General features: G+C 65.7%; 13 protein-coding genes. 8 read left to right on the top strand and 5 right to left on the bottom strand.

Annotated features, from left to right (window positions below):
• Positions 1 to 152: 152 nt before the first annotated feature.
• Entirely contained in the window at positions 153 to 2,879 is a 2,727-nt protein-coding gene (acnA, locus tag QRN13_RS00465; RefSeq protein ID WP_284876410.1) for an aconitate hydratase AcnA, read from the top strand.
• A 78-nt stretch (positions 2,880 to 2,957) separates the two neighbouring features.
• Here the strand turns inward: acnA and QRN13_RS00470 are convergent, their stop codons facing one another.
• From QRN13_RS00470 to QRN13_RS00480, 3 genes are all read right to left on the bottom strand, one after another.
• Positions 2,958 to 4,331, bottom strand: coding sequence for an NAD-dependent succinate-semialdehyde dehydrogenase (locus QRN13_RS00470; RefSeq protein ID WP_284876411.1), 1,374 nt, complete (start codon positions 4,329 to 4,331; stop codon positions 2,958 to 2,960).
• 93 nt (positions 4,332 to 4,424) lie between these two features.
• A complete protein-coding gene (locus QRN13_RS00475) occupies positions 4,425 to 4,676 on the bottom strand; it encodes a hypothetical protein (RefSeq protein ID WP_284876412.1) in 252 nt (83 codons plus the stop codon).
• Between the two features lie 63 nt (positions 4,677 to 4,739).
• The gene (locus QRN13_RS00480; protein WP_284876413.1) at positions 4,740 to 5,639 is read right to left on the bottom strand and encodes a hydrogen peroxide-inducible genes activator; all 900 of its coding nucleotides are present in this window, start codon (positions 5,637 to 5,639) and stop codon (positions 4,740 to 4,742) included.
• A gap of 145 nt (positions 5,640 to 5,784) precedes the next feature.
• Here QRN13_RS00480 and katG point away from each other — a divergent pair, with 145 nt between their 5' ends.
• Positions 5,785 to 8,055: a catalase/peroxidase HPI gene (gene katG, locus QRN13_RS00485; protein ID WP_284876414.1), complete on the top strand. Its 2,271-nt coding sequence runs from the start codon at positions 5,785 to 5,787 to the stop codon at positions 8,053 to 8,055.
• Positions 8,056 to 8,124: 69 nt separating this feature from the next.
• Here the strand turns inward: katG and QRN13_RS00490 are convergent, their stop codons facing one another.
• On the bottom strand, positions 8,125 to 8,898 hold the full coding sequence (locus QRN13_RS00490) for a glutaminyl-peptide cyclotransferase (RefSeq protein WP_284876415.1): 774 nt from the start codon (positions 8,896 to 8,898) through the stop codon (positions 8,125 to 8,127).
• A gap of 5 nt (positions 8,899 to 8,903) precedes the next feature.
• Positions 8,904 to 9,731 (bottom strand): TerC family protein, encoded by an 828-nt coding sequence (locus QRN13_RS00495; protein ID WP_055807309.1) that lies wholly within the window; start codon positions 9,729 to 9,731, stop codon positions 8,904 to 8,906.
• Positions 9,732 to 10,075: 344 nt separating this feature from the next.
• Here QRN13_RS00495 and QRN13_RS00500 point away from each other — a divergent pair, with 344 nt between their 5' ends.
• The 6 genes from QRN13_RS00500 (at position 10,076) to QRN13_RS00525 (ending at position 15,513) form a co-directional block, all read left to right on the top strand.
• Positions 10,076 to 10,630 carry a F0F1 ATP synthase subunit delta gene (locus QRN13_RS00500; protein ID WP_284876416.1) on the top strand — a complete coding sequence of 185 codons (555 nt, stop codon included), beginning with the start codon at positions 10,076 to 10,078 and terminating at the stop codon, positions 10,628 to 10,630.
• A gap of 72 nt (positions 10,631 to 10,702) precedes the next feature.
• On the top strand, positions 10,703 to 12,235 hold the full coding sequence (gene atpA, locus QRN13_RS00505) for a F0F1 ATP synthase subunit alpha (protein ID WP_055754289.1): 1,533 nt from the start codon (positions 10,703 to 10,705) through the stop codon (positions 12,233 to 12,235).
• Between the two features lie 33 nt (positions 12,236 to 12,268).
• On the top strand, positions 12,269 to 13,147 hold the full coding sequence (locus tag QRN13_RS00510) for a F0F1 ATP synthase subunit gamma (RefSeq protein ID WP_066628192.1): 879 nt from the start codon (positions 12,269 to 12,271) through the stop codon (positions 13,145 to 13,147).
• A gap of 37 nt (positions 13,148 to 13,184) precedes the next feature.
• Positions 13,185 to 14,723 (top strand): F0F1 ATP synthase subunit beta, encoded by a 1,539-nt coding sequence (gene atpD / locus QRN13_RS00515; protein ID WP_055754291.1) that lies wholly within the window; start codon positions 13,185 to 13,187, stop codon positions 14,721 to 14,723.
• Positions 14,724 to 14,725: 2 nt separating this feature from the next.
• Positions 14,726 to 15,244, top strand: coding sequence for a hypothetical protein (locus QRN13_RS00520; RefSeq protein WP_284876417.1), 519 nt, complete (start codon positions 14,726 to 14,728; stop codon positions 15,242 to 15,244).
• A complete protein-coding gene (locus QRN13_RS00525; RefSeq protein ID WP_039243854.1) occupies positions 15,244 to 15,513 on the top strand; it encodes an ATP synthase F1 subunit epsilon in 270 nt (89 codons plus the stop codon). Before QRN13_RS00520 ends, QRN13_RS00525 begins: the two co-directional genes overlap by 1 nt.
• Positions 15,514 to 15,559: the final 46 nt, after the last annotated feature.

Genomic DNA, 15,559 nt, shown 5'->3' on the forward strand with positions numbered 1-15,559 from the left:
TGTGGACACATGGACGGTGCGGCGCGGCGGGGCTATAGGCACGGTCGCCGCAGCAGGCTTTCGCCGCGCGCGCAGGGGCCCTGTGAGCCGCTGCGTCTGCCGCGCGAAGGCGCAACCGGATTGTCGGGCGGCGCTGACCAGAGGAACTCTCCATGCCGTCGATCGACAGCTTCAAGACCCGCCAGGACCTTTCCGTCGGGCGTAAGAAATACGCCTATTACAGCCTTCCCGCCGCCGAGGAAGCCGGTCTGACCGGGATTTCCCGCCTGCCGCGCTCGATGAAGGTGCTGCTGGAGAACCTGCTGCGTAACGAGGACGGCGTTTCGGTCACCGAAGACGACCTGAAGGCCGTCGCCGCCTGGGTTGAGAACAAGGGCTCGGTCGAGCACGAGATCGCCTTCCGGCCGGCCCGCGTTCTGATGCAGGACTTCACCGGCGTGCCCGCCGTGGTCGATCTGGCCGCCATGCGCGACGCCATGAGCGCCCTGGGCGCCGACGCCGCCAAGATCAACCCGCTGGTGCCGGTCGATCTGGTCATCGACCACTCGGTCATGGTCGACAACTTCGGCACATCGAAAGCCTTCGGCCAGAACGTCGAGCGTGAATATGAGCGCAACATCGAGCGCTACAACTTCCTGCGCTGGGGTTCGTCGGCCTTCAACAACTTCCGCGTCGTGCCGCCCGGCACCGGCATCTGCCACCAGGTAAACCTGGAGAACCTGGCCCAGACCGTCTGGACCCTGGACGAAGGCAAGAAGACCGTCGCCTATCCCGACACCGTCGTCGGCACCGACAGCCACACCACCATGATCAACGGCCTGGCCGTCCTGGGCTGGGGCGTGGGCGGCATCGAGGCCGAGGCGGCCATGCTGGGCCAGCCGATCCCGATGCTGATCCCCGAGGTCATCGGCTTCAAGCTGACGGGCGCGATGCCCGAAGGCACGACGGCGACCGACCTGGTGCTGACCGTCACCCAGATGCTGCGCAAGAAGGGCGTGGTCGGCAAGTTCGTCGAGTTCTTCGGCGACGCCCTGCCGAACATGACCATCGAGGACCAGGCGACCATCGCCAACATGGCTCCGGAATACGGCGCCACCTGCGGCTTCTTCCCGGTCTCGGCCGCCACCATCGGCTATTTGACCGCCACGGGCCGCGACAAGGCGCGCGTCGCCCTGGTCGAAGCCTACGCCAAGGCCCAGGGCCTGTGGATCGACGAGAATTCGGAAGACCCGGTCTTCACCGACGTGCTGGAACTGGACATCTCGACCGTCGTGCCGTCGCTGGCGGGTCCGAAGCGTCCGCAGGACCGCGTCGAACTGACCACCGCCGCTCCGGCGTTCGAAACCGCCCTGACCGACGTCTTCGCCCGTCCGTCTGACGCCGAGCGTGTCTCGGTGGATGGCCAGAAGTTCACCGTCGGCGACGGCGACGTGGTCATCGCTGCCATCACCTCCTGCACCAACACCTCTAACCCGTCGGTCCTGATCGCCGCCGGTCTGGTGGCGCGCAAGGCCAATGCGCTGGGCCTGAAGGCCAAGCCCTGGGTCAAGACCTCGCTGGCCCCCGGCTCGCAGGTCGTGACCGACTATCTGACCGACGCCGGCCTGCAGAAGGATCTGGACGCCCTGGGCTTCAACCTGGTCGGCTACGGCTGCACCACCTGCATCGGCAACTCGGGTCCGCTGGATCCGGCCATCTCCAAGGCGATCAACGACAACGCCCTGGTCGCGACCTCGGTCCTGTCGGGCAACCGCAACTTCGAAGGTCGCGTGAACCCCGACGTCCAGGCCAACTATCTGGCCTCGCCGCCGCTGGTCGTGGCCTACGCCATCGCCGGCTCGATGCGGATCGACATCACTAAGGATCCGATCGGTCAGGACAAGAAGGGCAACGACGTCTTCCTGAAGGACGTCTGGCCGACCACGCAGGAAATCGCCGACATCCAGCGCAAGTCCGTCACCCCGGCCATGTTCGCCAAACGCTACAAGGACGTGTTCAAGGGCGACAAGCACTGGCAGGCGATCAAGGTCACCGGCGGTCAGACCTATGAGTGGGACGACAGCTCGACCTACGTCGCCAACCCGCCCTACTTCGAAGGCCTGTCGATGGACCTGACCCCGGTCCAGGACATCGTCGAGGCGCGCGTCCTGGCCATCTTCGGCGACTCGATCACCACCGACCACATCTCTCCGGCCGGTTCGATCAAGAAGACCTCGCCCGCCGGCGTCTATCTGACCAACCACGGCGTCGAGGCGGCCGAGTTCAACAGCTACGGCGCCCGTCGCGGCAACCACGAAGTCATGATGCGCGGCACCTTCGCCAACATCCGCATCAAGAACCGCATCACGCCCGAGATCGAAGGCGGCGTGACCAAGCACTTCCCGTCGGGCGACACCATGTCGATCTATGACGCGGCCATGCGGTATCAGTCGGAAGGCCGCCCGCTGGTCGTCTTCGCCGGCAAGGAATACGGCACCGGCTCGTCGCGCGACTGGGCGGCGAAGGGCACGCGTCTGCTGGGCGTTCGCGCGGTCATCGCCGAGAGCTTCGAGCGCATCCACCGTTCGAACCTGGTCGGGATGGGCGTCGTGCCGCTGCAGTTCAAGCAGGACGGCTGGCTGAAGCTGGGTCTGACGGGCGAGGAAATCGTCACGATCCGCGGCCTGTCGGACGCCAACATCGGCAAGCTGAAGCCGCGTCAGGACCTGTGGGTCGAGCTGTTCCGCCCGTCGGACGGCAAGATGGCTCGCTTCCCCGTGCGCTGCCGCATCGATAACCAGACCGAGCTGGACTATCTGCTGGCCGGCGGCGTCATGCCCTACGTGCTGCGCAACCTGGCGCGCGGCCCGGAAACCGAAGCGCCGATCGCCGCCGAATAGGTCGCGGTTCATCCAGACAAGAAAAGAGGGCCGGCGGAGCGATCCGCCGGCCCTCTTCGGTTTGCCGAAAGGCGGTGGTCAGTCGGCGCTGACGACCACCAGCTTGCGGTTCACGAACTCCTTGATGCCGACATCGCCCAACTCGCGGCCGAAGCCCGAGCGTTTGACGCCGCCGAACGGCAGTTCGGGCATGGAGGTCGTGGTGGTGTTGATGAAGACCATGCCGGTCTCGATCCGAGAGGCCAGTTTGCGGGCGCGGTCCGTGTCGCCCGAGAAGATCGAGCCGCCCAGGCCGAAGTGAGAATCGTTGGCCAGGGCCACGACCGCATCGTCATCCTCGACCACGAAGACCTGGGCGACGGGGCCGAAGAACTCCTGATAGAAGGCCGGGTTATCGCGCGCGACGTCGGTCAGGACGGTCGGCTCGTAGAAGAAGCCGGTGAGGTCGGCGGGCTTGCCGCCGGTCAGCGCCTTGGCGCCGTGCTGGATCGCCTCGTCGACCTGTTTGGTCAGGGTCTTCAGCGCATCCTCGGACGACAGCGGGCCCAGGTCGGTGGCCTCGTCCAGCGGATCGCCCATGACGGCCTTCTTCATGCCTTCGACGAAGCCGGTAATGAAGGCGTCGGAGACCGACTTCTGGACGATGAAGCGTTTGGAGCCGGTGCAGACCTGTCCGGCGTTGGACAGGCGGCCTTCGACGCCTGCCGCGACCGCCTTTTCGATGTCGGCGTCGTCCAGCACCACGAACACATCGCTGCCGCCCAGTTCCAGCGTGGACTTCTTCAGCATTTCGGAGGCGCGGGCCGAGACCTTGGCGCCGGCGCCCTCCGATCCGGTCAGGGCCACGCCCTGGATGCGGTCGTCGCCGATCAGTTCCGCGACCTTGTCCGAGGAGATGTAGAGGTTGGCGACGAAGCCTTCGGGCGCGCCGGCCTCGCGCACCAGTTCGGCGAACCGGGCGGCGCAGCGCGGCACGATGCCCGCGTGCTTGTAGAGCACGGGATTGCCGACCGCGATGGCGGGAGCCACCACGCGGATCAGCTGATAGATCGGGAAGTTCCAAGGCTCGACCGCCAGCAGCACGCCGATCGGGTGAAACTCGACCCAGGCCTCGCCTAGTTCGCTGTCGATCTTTTCGGGCTTGAGGAAGTCGGCCGCCTTCTCGGCATAGTAGGCGGCGATGCCGGCGCACAGATCAATCTCGCCCTGCCCCTGAGCCAGGGGCTTGCCCATCTCCTCGGCCATGGTGCGGGCCAGGTCGTCGCGGTTTTCGGTCAGAAGGCCCGACAGGGATTTCAGCACGGCGAGGCGCGGCTGGATGTCGCCCTTCGACCAATCCGAATGGAACAGCCCGTCGGCTTTTGCCAAGGCGGCCTCGACGGCGTCGTCGGTGTGTTCGGGATAGTCCTCGACCAGTTGTTCGGTGAAGGGATTGAGGGTGCGATAGGCCATGGGGCGTCCTGAGGCTTCGGTCGGACGCCCGGGGCGGCGCCGATCCGTTGTCAGGAAAGCAAACGCGACCTGTCGGGGCGGGTTGCCTGGCGGTCAGTCCGCGTCGCTGAACGGCGGCGGCAGCTGGCCGGACTTGAAGACGATCGTCGGCTCTTCGTCGTAGTCGCCCATTTCGGTGTCGGCCGAGATGGCGAAGGCGACGACGCCCAGACGCAAGGGCGCCAGCCGTTCGGCCTTGCGGCGCGCTTCTTCTGCGTCCTTGCAGCCGACCTGCTGTTCGGCGCGGAGGGCCTTGCCCCGGCCCTGAACATAGGCCTGGACGATGTAGACGGTTTCGGTTGCCATGCGCATTCCAAGTCGCCTGTTCGGCGCTCAGGTCAACAGGGCCGGTCCAGTTTCAGTCCAGCTTCAGTCCAATTTCAGGGCCTCGGCCAGCAGCCGGGCCTCGGCGGCGCGGCTGGAGCCGGCGCGCCAGGCGACGACGATCTCGCGATGGGGCGGGGCGCCGTCGGCCTGGTTCTCGAAGGCGCGAATGGCGACGGAGGGGTTGTCGGCCAGGCCGGCCTGCACCGCCATTTTCGGCAGGAAGGAGACGCCGAGGCCCGAGCCGACCATCTGAACCAGGGTGTGCAGGCTGGTGGCCGCAAAGACGTCGTCGCCGCGCGGGGCCTCGATGTCCAAGGCCGCCAGGGCATGGTCGCGCAGGCAATGGCCGTCTTCGAGCAGGATCAGATCCTCGGCCCGCAGCGAGCCGGGACGGATGGGGCCGGGCGCGGCCAGGGCATGGTCGGCGGGGGCGGCGGCCATGATCTCGTCATCGCCGATGCGGGCGTGGGCGATGCCCGGCGCGTCGTAAGGCAGGGCGATGACGGCGGCGTCGATCTGACCCGCCTTCAGCGCCGCGATGAGGCGGGGCGTCAGGTCCTCGCGGATGTAGAGCTTCAGGCTGGGATAGGCGGCCTTCACCGACGGCAGTTTGGCGGGCAGCAGGAAGGGGGCGACGGTCGGAATGACGCCCAGGCGGAAGCGGCCCGAAAGCAGCCGGCCGGCGTTCTTGGCCGCCTCGACCAGATCCTCGGTGCGGGCCAGGACGTCCTCGGCGCGGCGAACGGCCTCGGCTCCAACGGCGGTCATGATCACGGCGCCTCGCGCGCGTTCGACCACCGGCGCGCCCAGAATGCGCTCAAGCTCCTGCACCCCGGCGCTGAGGGCGGGCTGGCTGACATGGGCGGCCTCGGCGGCGCGCGAGAAGCTGCCGTGTTCGGCCAGGAGCTTGAGATACTGGAGCTGACGCAGGGTGGGGAGCATGGAAGCGAAATAGGCCCGTCCTATGCTGACGCCAAGGATAATCGATTGGCTTTATCCGTTTGACCCGTGTCGTATGACCCCATCATCTACAGGGCGATGGAAAATCGCTCGCCGTCGTGCGCCAGAGCAGCAGGGAGAAAACATCATGACCGACGAAGCCAAATGCCCCTTTTCCGGCCGGACGCCCCGGTCGGTCGCAGGCGGCGGCGTTCAGAACCGCGATTGGTGGCCCAACCAGTTGCGAGTCGATTTGCTGAACCAGCATTCGACCAAGTCCGATCCGCTCGGCGGGTCGTTCGACTACCGCGAGGCCTTTTCCAAGCTGGACTATGAGGCGCTGAAGGCGGATCTGCGCGCCCTGATGACGGACTCCAAGGACTGGTGGCCGGCCGACTTCGGCCATTATGGCCCGCAGTTCATCCGCATGGCCTGGCACAGCGCCGGCACCTATCGCGTCGGCGACGGTCGGGGCGGCGGCGGGCGGGGCCAGCAGCGGTTCGCCCCGCTGAACTCCTGGCCCGACAACGTCAATATCGACAAGTCGCGTCGCCTGCTGTGGCCGATCAAGCAGAAGTACGGCCAGGCCATCTCGTGGGCCGACCTGATGATCCTGACCGGGAACGTCGCGCTGGAGACGATGGGTTTCCGCACCTTCGGCTTCTCCGGCGGCCGCGCCGATACCTGGGAGCCGGATCAGGACGTCTACTGGGGTCGCGAAACGACCTGGCTGGGCGGCGACGAACGCTATGCCCACGGCTCGGACGGGGTGGTGAAGCCGGGCGACGAGGCTGTGCTGGTTTCGGACGATGACGCCGACGGCGACGAGCATACGCGCGATCTGGAGAACCCGCTGGCGGCGGTGCAGATGGGCCTGATCTATGTCAACCCGGAGGGGCCGGACGGCAATCCCGATCCGATCGCGGCGGCGCGCGACATCCGCGACACCTTCGCCCGGATGGCGATGAACGACGAGGAGACGGTCGCCCTCATCGCGGGCGGCCACACCTTCGGCAAGACGCACGGCGCGGGCCCTGCCGACCACGTCGGCGCAGAGCCTGAAGGCGACGGCCTGGAGGCGCAAGGCCTGGGCTGGACCTCCAGCTTCGGCACGGGGCACGGCGCCGACGCCATCACCAGCGGCCTGGAAGTCACCTGGACCCAGACGCCGGCTCAGTGGAGCAACTTCTATTTCGAGAACCTGTTCGGCTTCGAATGGGAGCTGGAGAAGTCCCCGGCGGGCGCGCATCAGTGGGTGGCCAAGGACGCGGGCGAGATCATCCCCGACGCCCACGATCCGAACAAGAAGAAGCGGCCGACGATGCTGACGACCGACCTGTCGATGCGGTTCGACCCGGAATACGAGAAGATCTCGCGCCGGTTCCTGAATGATCCGCAAGCGTTCGCCGACGCCTTTGCGCGGGCCTGGTTCAAGCTGACGCACCGCGATCTGGGGCCGCGTTCGCGCTACGTCGGGCCGGAAGTCCCGAGCGAAGTCCTGTTGTGGCAGGATCCGGTGCCGGAGGTGGATCATCCGCTGATCGACGCGACGGACGCGGCGGCTCTGAAGGCCAAGATGCTGGACTCGGGCCTGAGCGTCGCCGAACTGGTCGGCACGGCCTGGGCCTCGGCCTCGACCTTCCGCGGCGGGGACAAGCGGGGCGGGGCCAACGGCGCCCGCATCCGTCTGGCGCCGCAGAAGGATTGGGCCGTCAATCAGCCCGAACAGCTGGACCGGGTGTTGAAGACGCTGGAGCGCATCCAGACTGAGTTCAATCAGGCGCAGACGGGCGGCAAGAAGGTCTCTTTGGCCGACCTGATCGTGCTGGCCGGCAATGCTGGCGTCGAGCAGGCGGCCAAGGCGGCGGGCCATAACGCCAGCGTGCCCTTCACGCCCGGCCGAACGGACGCCAGCCAGGCGGACACGGATGTCGAATCCTTCGGTTATCTGGAGCCGGTGGCCGACGGCTTCCGCAACTTCCAGAAGGCCCGCTATGCCGTGCCGGCCGAGTCGCTGCTGATCGATCAGGCGCAGCGGCTGACGCTGACGGCGCCGGAGATGACGGTGCTGATCGGCGGCCTGCGGGCGATCAACATCAATACGGGCGGCGCGACGCACGGCGTGCTGACCGAGCGGCCGGGCGTGTTGTCCAACGATGTGTTCGTCAACCTGCTGGACATGGACGTGAAGTGGGCGGCGACCTCGGACGCCAAGGACGTCTTCGAAGGCCGCGACCGCAAGACGGGCGAAGCCAAGTGGACCGGCACGCGTGTCGATCTGGTGTTCGGCTCCAACGCCGTGCTGCGCGCGCTGGCCGAGGTTTATGCTGGGGCCGACGCCGAAGGGAAGTTCGTCTCGGACTTCGTGGCGGCCTGGACCAAGGTGATGGAGCTCGACCGGTTCGACCTGCACGGCTGAGCCGGGGGCAGAGGCTGAAAAAGAAGAGGGCCGGGCGCGTCGCAGCGTCCGGCCTTTTCTTCGCGCGGATCAGCGCAGCTTGATCTCGAACAGCTGCGGCCAGCGTTTGCCGGTAACGAACAGGCGTTTGCCCGCCGCGTCCCAGGCGATGCCGTTCAGGACGTCGTCGTTGGGGTCGAGGTTCGCGCCATTAGGGACCAGGGCGGTCAGATCGATGAAGGCCTTGACCACGCCGGTCTCGGGATCGATGCGCGCGATGCGGTTGTCCTGCCAGATATTGGCGAAGACCTCGCCGTCGATCCATTCCAGTTCGTTGATCTGATCCAGCGGCCGGCCGTCGGCGGTGACGGAGACGCGGCCGGTCTCGGCCAGGGTTTCGGGGTCCAGAAAGCGCAGCTGGTCTGTGCCGTCGCTCATGATCAGCCGGCGCCCGTCGGTGGTCAGGGCCCAGCCCTCGCCCGGATAGGAGAAGCCGCCTAGAGGCGAGAAGTCGTCCAGCTTCCAGATGAAGCCGATGTGGTTTCGCCACGTCAGGCTGTAGAGCTTGCCGTTCAGCGTGGTCATGCCCTCGCCGAAATAGATGGTCGGCAGGTCGCGCTGACGCTCCACGCGTCCGGTCTCCAGATCGACCTTGCGGATGAAGGACGGATACAGGCCCGTGCTCTCGTAAAGGCCGCCGTCGTGGAAGAAGAGGCCTTCGGTGAAGGCCCCTGTGTCGTGGGGATAGGCCCGCACGACCTCGTAGGACTGGACCGGCACTTCGGCCCTGACCGGCAGGGCGACGCCTGTCGTCAGCAGCAGACCGGCGACAAGGCCGGCGAGCCGGGACGACAGGCGCATCATGAGCCTCAGCCCCGCTCGGCGGCGGCTTCGGCCTCGGCCTTCTGGGCGCGGGCCTCGGCGGCGTTCGCCTCGCTGCGGGCCAGTTCGGCCTTTTCCTTCTTGGATGCGGATTTGCGACCCAGCATGTTCAACGCCTCAACACCGGCCGAGAAGGCCATGGCCGCATAGATGTAGCCCTTGGGCACATGATAGCCGAAGCCGTCGGCGATCAACACCATGCCGATCATCAGCAGGAAGCCAAGCGCCAGCATGACGACGCTGGGGTTCTTGTTGATGAAGTTGGCCAGCGGGTCGGCGGCCAGCAGCATGACGGTCACGGCGACCAGAACGGCGACGACCATGATCGGCAGGTGCTCGGTCATGCCGACGGCGGTCAGGATCGAGTCGATCGAGAAGACGATGTCCAACAGGATGATCTGGAAGATGGCCGCGCCCGCGTTGGCGATGACCACGTCCTTCTTGTCCATGACATCGTGGCTGGGGGTGGGATCGACCGTGTGGTGGATTTCCTTGGTCGCCTTCCAGACCAGGAACAGACCACCCGCGATCAGGATCAGGTCCTTCCAAGAGAATTCATTGCCCATGACGGTGAAGACCGGCTGCACCAGACCGACCAGCCAGGCGATGATCGACAGCAGGGCCAGACGCATGATCAGCGCCAAGCCGATACCGATGCGCCGCACCTTCTGCCGCTGATGCTCGGGCAGTTTGTTCGACAGAATTGAGATGAAGATCAGGTTGTCGATGCCGAGCACGACCTCCATCACGATGAGGGTCACCAATGCGGCCCAGGCGGCCGGATCGGAGAGCAGGGGGGTTATGCTGTCGAGCATGGGGTTTCCTGGTGGAGGACAAAGCTTGAGCGGAAAGCGCTAGGGCCGACGCAGGTTCCGATCAAGCGATGGGGTGCGGCGTCATGGTCGCACCCCCCTGGGCGCGGTCGTCCTCCCCACGCTGTATGGAAGGAAACGGCGGTGCGCTTTCTCCCTGCGGCATCGGTGCGCCTTCACGCAATGTTGCGAGCGGCGAAACCCCGTGCTATCAGGCGCCCGGCTTGAAGGGGGCGTATTTACGGATACGGCCTCCGTCGTGCTTTCCGTAAGCATTTCAAGCTTTTGACCGTTGCGAGCCTCGCAGTCGGTTGCGACCCTGACACAACGACCTCGGACCCTAATCAGTGGCTGATGATTTCAGAACGACGGAAGTCGGCGATCGCTACGCACAGGCGCTGTTCGACCTGGCGCTGGAAACCGGCCGCCTGGACGCCGTCCGCGCCGACCTGAAGTCGCTCAAGGCGGCCTGGACCGAAAGCGCCGACCTGCGTCGTCTGGCCACCTCGCCCGTCATCGCCGCGCCCGACCAGGCCAAGGGTCTGGTCGCTATCGCCGTCAAGGCCAAGTTCGAGCAAACCACGACCAACTTCCTGGGTCTGCTGGGTCAGAACCATCGCGCCAATGATCTGCCTGCCGTGATCGCCGGGTTCGAGGCGCGCTACGCCAAACACGCCGGCGTGGTCGCCGCCGAGGTCGTCTCGGCCCAGCCGCTGGACGCCAAACAGGTCGCCGCCATCACCGCCGCCCTGTCCAAGAGCTTGGGCAAGGCGCCGGAACTGACCGCGCGCGTCGATCCGTCGATCCTGGGCGGCCTGAAGGTCAAGGTCGGTTCGAAACTGTTCGACGCCTCGCTGAAGACCAAGCTCGACCAGATGAAGTTCGCCCTCAAGCGCGCCTAAACGCGCTCCCGCCACCAAGAATGCGCGCCTGAACGGCGCACCCGCAGAAGACTGAAGAACAGAGAGCCTGTCATGGACATCCGCGCCGCTGAAATCTCGGCCATCCTCAAGTCGCAGATCGCCAACTTCGGCGTCGAAGCCGATGTCTCCGACGTCGGCAGCGTGCTGTCGGTCGGCGACGGCATCGCCCGCATCCACGGCCTGGACAATGTCCAGGCTGGTGAAATGGTCGAGTTCACCAAGGCCGGCGTGAAGGGCATGGCCCTGAACCTCGAGCGCGACAACGTGGGCGCCGTGATCTTCGGCGCCGACGCCGCGATCGCCGAAGGCGACGACGTGCGCCGCCTGGGCGAGATCGTGGACGTTCCGGTCGGCAAGGGTCTGCTGGGCCGCGTCGTCAACCCGCTGGGCGAGCCGATCGACGGCAAGGGTCCGATTCAGTTCACCGAGCGCCGCCGCGTGGACGTCAAGGCGCCCGGCATCATCCCGCGCAAGTCGGTTCACGAGCCGATGCAAACCGGCCTGAAGGCCATCGACACCCTGATCCCCGTCGGCCGCGGCCAGCGCGAGCTGATCATCGGCGACCGTCAGGTCGGCAAGACCGCCGTCGCCGTCGACACCATCCTGAACCAGAAGAACGTCAACAAGACCGACGACGAGAGCGCCAAGCTCTACTGCATCTACGTCGCCATCGGTCAGAAGCGTTCGACCGTCGCCCAGATCGTCAAGACCCTCGAGGAGTCGGGCGCGCTGGAATACACCATCGTCGTCGCCGCCACAGCGTCGGAACCGGCCCCGCTGCAGTTCCTGGCCCCGTTCGCCGGCACCGCCATGGGCGAGTTCTTCCGCGATAACGGCATGCACGCCCTGATCGTCTATGACGATCTGTCGAAACAGGCTGTGGCCTATCGCCAGATGTCGCTGCTGCTGCGCCGTCCGCCCGGCCGTGAAGCCTATCCCGGCGACGTCTTCTACCTGCACAGCCGCCTGCTGGAGCGTTCGGCCAAGCTGAACGAAGATTATGGTTCGGGCTCGATGACCGCCCTTCCGATCATCGAAACCCAGGCCAACGACGTCTCGGCCTACATCCCGACCAACGTGATCTCGATCACCGACGGTCAGATCTTCCTGGAATCGGACCTGTTCTATCAGGGCATCCGTCCGGCCGTGAACGTCGGCATCTCGGTGTCGCGCGTCGGCTCGTCGGCCCAGACCAAGGCGATGAAGAAGGTCGCCGGTTCGATCAAGGGCGAGCTGGCCCAGTATCGCGAGATGGCCGCCTTCGCCAAGTTCGGCTCGGACCTGGACGCCTCGACCCAGAAGCTGCTGGCGCGCGGCGCCCGTCTGACGGAACTGCTGAAGCAGCCGCAGTATTCGCCGCTGGCGATGGAAGAGCAGGTCGTCTCGGTCTACGCCGGCACGCGCGGTTACATCGATGGCATCGCAGTCGGCGACGTGGGCCGTTTCGAGAAGGAGCTGCTGGCGCGCATCCATGCGAACCACGCCAGCCTGCTTGAAGGCATCCGCACCAAGAAGGACCTGACCTCGGACCTCGAAGCCGAGCTGAAGGACATCCTGGCCGCCTTCGTCAAGACCTTCGCCTGAACCCGTCTGGTAAGCTGAGAGAGTAAGCGCCGGATGGCCAGCCTCAAGGAAATGCGCAATCGGATCGGAAGCGTGAAAGCCACGCAGAAGATCACGAAAGCCATGCAGATGGTCGCCGCGGCCAAGCTGAAGCGCGCCCAGGACCAGGCCGAAAGCGCCCGGCCCTATGCGCAGAAGATGGCCTCAGTCATCGCCAATCTGGCCGCCGGCGTCTCGGGCGCCGACGCGCCCAAGATGCTATCGGGCACGGGCCAGGATCAGCGCCACCTGATCGTCGTGGCGACAGCGGACAAGGGTCTGGCGGGCGGTTTCTCGACCAACGTCATCCGCGCCGCGCGCGAGCGGATCAACAGCCTGATCAACGCCGGCAAGGATGTGAAGATCATCGCCGTCGGCAAGAAGTCGCGCGATCAGCTGGCGCGTCTGTACGGCGACAAGGTGGTCCACACCTTCGAACTGTCGGACCACAAGACGATCGGCCTGCCGTCGGCCCAGCCGGTCGCCGAGATGATCGCCACGGCGTTCGAAGAGGGTCAGGCCGATGTGGTCACCCTGTTCTACAGCCAGTTCAAGTCGGTGATCCAACAGGTCCCGACGGCCAAGCAGCTGATCCCGGCCGTGGTCGAGGGTGACGCCCAGCCGATCGACCTGAACGGCGCGGTCTATGAGTACGAGCCCTCGGAAGAGGAAATCCTGGAGACCCTGCTGCCGCGCGCGCTGACGACCCAGATCCTGGCCGCGCTGTATGAGAACCAGGCCGGCTTCTTCGGCTCGCAGATGGCGGCGATGGACAACGCCACGCGCAATGCGGGCGACCTCATCAACGCCCTGACGCTGCAATACAACCGCAAGCGCCAAGCCCAGATCACCACCGAGCTGATCGAGATCATCGCCGGCGCCGAAGCCCTCTGATCCCGACCGAACAGACATTCCGATACGGACCCTGACCATGACCGACACCGTCGCCCCCAAGAAACCCGCCGCCAAGAAGCCCGCCGTCAAGAAGGCGCCTGTCGCCGCGACCGCGCCCGGCGCGGCCGTCGCCACGGGCAAGATCGCCCAGGTCATCGGCGCCGTCGTCGATGTCGAGTTCGACGGCCACCTGCCGGCGATCCTGAACGCCCTGCACACCCAGAACATCGACCAGAAGACGGGCGAGCCCTTCACCCTGGTTCTGGAAGTCGCCCAGCACCTGGGTGAGAACATGGTCCGCGCCATCTCGATGGACACGACCGAAGGCCTGACGCGCGGCCAGCCCGTGACAGACACCGGATCGTCGATCCAGGCGCCGGTCGGCCCCGGCACCCTGGGCCGCATCATGAACGTCGTCGGCCAGCCGATCGACGAAGCCGGCCCGATCGCCACCACCGAATACCGCCCGATCCACAAGGAAGCGCCCAGCTTCGAAGAGCAGTCGACCTCGTCTGAAATCCTGGTCACGGGCATCAAGGTCATCGACCTGATGTGCCCCTACACCAAGGGCGGCAAGATCGGCCTGTTCGGCGGCGCCGGCGTGGGCAAGACCGTGACCATGCAGGAGCTGATCAATAACATCGCCAAGGCGTACGGCGGTTACTCGGTTCTGGCCGGCGTGGGCGAGCGCACCCGCGAAGGCAACGACCTATATCACGAGATGATCGAGTCCAACGTGAACGTGGACCCGTCCAAAAACGGCGGCTCGACCGAGGGCTCCAAGTGCGCCTTGGTGTACGGCCAGATGAACGAGCCCCCCGGCGCCCGCGCTCGCGTCGCCCTGACCGGCCTGTCGATCGCGGAATACTTCCGTGACGAAGAAGGCAAGGACGTGCTGCTGTTCGTCGACAACATCTTCCGCTTCACGCAAGCCGGTTCGGAAGTGTCGGCTCTGCTGGGCCGCATCCCCTCGGCCGTGGGCTATCAGCCGACGCTGGCCACCGAGATGGGCAACCTGCAGGAGCGCATCACCTCGACCAAGAAGGGTTCGATCACCTCGGTCCAGGCCATCTACGTGCCCGCCGACGACCTGACCGACCCGGCGCCCGCCGCCTCGTTCGCCCACTTGGACGCAACGACGGTTCTGAGCCGCGACATCGCCGCCCAGGCCATCTTCCCGGCCGTCGACCCGCTGGACTCGACCTCGCGGATCATGGACCCGCTGGTCATCGGCGACGAACACTACAACGTCGCCCGTTCGGTTCAGGAAGTGCTGCAGCAGTACAAGGGCCTGAAGGACATCATCGCCATCCTGGGCATGGACGAGCTGTCGGAAGAGGACAAGCTGGTCGTCTCGCGCGCCCGCAAGATCCAGCGCTTCCTGTCGCAGCCCTTCTTCGTGGCCGAACAGTTCACCAACTCGCCCGGCAAGTTCGTCGAGCTGGCCGACACGATCCGCTCGTTCAAGGGCATCGTCGCCGGTGAATACGACCACCTGCCGGAAGCCGCCTTCTACATGGTCGGCTCCATCGAAGAGGCCGTCGCCAAGGCCGAGAAGATGGCGTCGGAAGCCTGATCATGAGCAAGGCTCTCGTCAGCCTCATTCTTCTCGCTCTGGCGACGCCCTTGTCGGCGCAGGCCCAAGTCGGTGGAGAATTCGAGGCGATGGCGGGAGCCTGCGAGGCCTTCGTGGCCGAAGGGCGTTTTCCGCCCGCTTCGGATGAGGCGAGATTCTTTCTCCAGAAGGGCTTCAAGTCAGCCGCATCGACGGTTCAAACGGATGAGGTTTCACGAACCTACACCTTGTCCGGGACGCCGATTGACCCGGTTCGGATTATGGTGGTGCGGCCCTCTCAACCAGGTGGCGAGAGCTGTTCGGCGCTCGACCTGAATGGGCCTGAAGCCGGTGATGGTTACATCACAAAGGCCAGGACCACACAGACTTGGACCTTCGATAGCGATTCAAACGACGTCAACGGCAAGGGTGTTCTTTTCAGGAAGAACGTCGCCGAAAGCGTGATTTACATGGCGATATGGGGCACGGGCGGGACCTATCCGATTTCCGTCGCCACCTATCAAATCGGAACATCGGACTGATGGCTGGCAAACTGAACTTTTCCCTCGTCTCGCCGGAACGCGAGGTCTTCTCGGGCCTCGTGGACCAGGTCGATGCACCGGGCGTCGAGGGCGACTTCGGCGTGTTGCCGGACCACGCGCCCTTCATGACCGCCCTGCGCGAGGGTCTGGTGACCGTCTATAACAACGGCTCAAAGACCCAGTACGACGTTCACGGCGGTTTCGCCGACGTGAACGGCGAAGGCCTGACCATCCTGGCCGAACAGGCCACCGAGGTCGTCGCGGCCTGATCCTGTCGAAGGATCGAACGATTTGAGGCCTCCCGTTTTGGCGGGA

The organism is Brevundimonas sp. MEB006b (assembly GCF_030209705.1).
Taxonomy (GTDB): Bacteria; Pseudomonadota; Alphaproteobacteria; order Caulobacterales; family Caulobacteraceae; genus Brevundimonas.

What these genes read in the sequence shown, in the direction of transcription:
- katG (WP_284876414.1), top strand. Translation starts at nt 5,785, where the DNA reads ATGACCGACGAAGCCAAATGCCCCTTTTCCGGCCGGACGCCCCGGTCG.
- QRN13_RS00470 (WP_284876411.1), bottom strand. Translation starts at nt 4,331, where the DNA reads ATGGCCTATCGCACCCTCAATCCCTTCACCGAACAACTGGTCGAGGAC.
- QRN13_RS00510 (WP_066628192.1), top strand. Translation starts at nt 12,269, where the DNA reads ATGGCCAGCCTCAAGGAAATGCGCAATCGGATCGGAAGCGTGAAAGCC.
- atpD (WP_055754291.1), top strand. Translation starts at nt 13,185, where the DNA reads ATGACCGACACCGTCGCCCCCAAGAAACCCGCCGCCAAGAAGCCCGCC.
- acnA (WP_284876410.1), top strand. Translation starts at nt 153, where the DNA reads ATGCCGTCGATCGACAGCTTCAAGACCCGCCAGGACCTTTCCGTCGGG.
- atpA (WP_055754289.1), top strand. Translation starts at nt 10,703, where the DNA reads ATGGACATCCGCGCCGCTGAAATCTCGGCCATCCTCAAGTCGCAGATC.
- QRN13_RS00490 (WP_284876415.1), bottom strand. Translation starts at nt 8,898, where the DNA reads ATGATGCGCCTGTCGTCCCGGCTCGCCGGCCTTGTCGCCGGTCTGCTG.
- QRN13_RS00480 (WP_284876413.1), bottom strand. Translation starts at nt 5,639, where the DNA reads ATGCTCCCCACCCTGCGTCAGCTCCAGTATCTCAAGCTCCTGGCCGAA.
- QRN13_RS00475 (WP_284876412.1), bottom strand. Translation starts at nt 4,676, where the DNA reads ATGGCAACCGAAACCGTCTACATCGTCCAGGCCTATGTTCAGGGCCGG.
- QRN13_RS00495 (WP_055807309.1), bottom strand. Translation starts at nt 9,731, where the DNA reads ATGCTCGACAGCATAACCCCCCTGCTCTCCGATCCGGCCGCCTGGGCC.
- QRN13_RS00520 (WP_284876417.1), top strand. Translation starts at nt 14,726, where the DNA reads ATGAGCAAGGCTCTCGTCAGCCTCATTCTTCTCGCTCTGGCGACGCCC.
- QRN13_RS00525 (WP_039243854.1), top strand. Translation starts at nt 15,244, where the DNA reads ATGGCTGGCAAACTGAACTTTTCCCTCGTCTCGCCGGAACGCGAGGTC.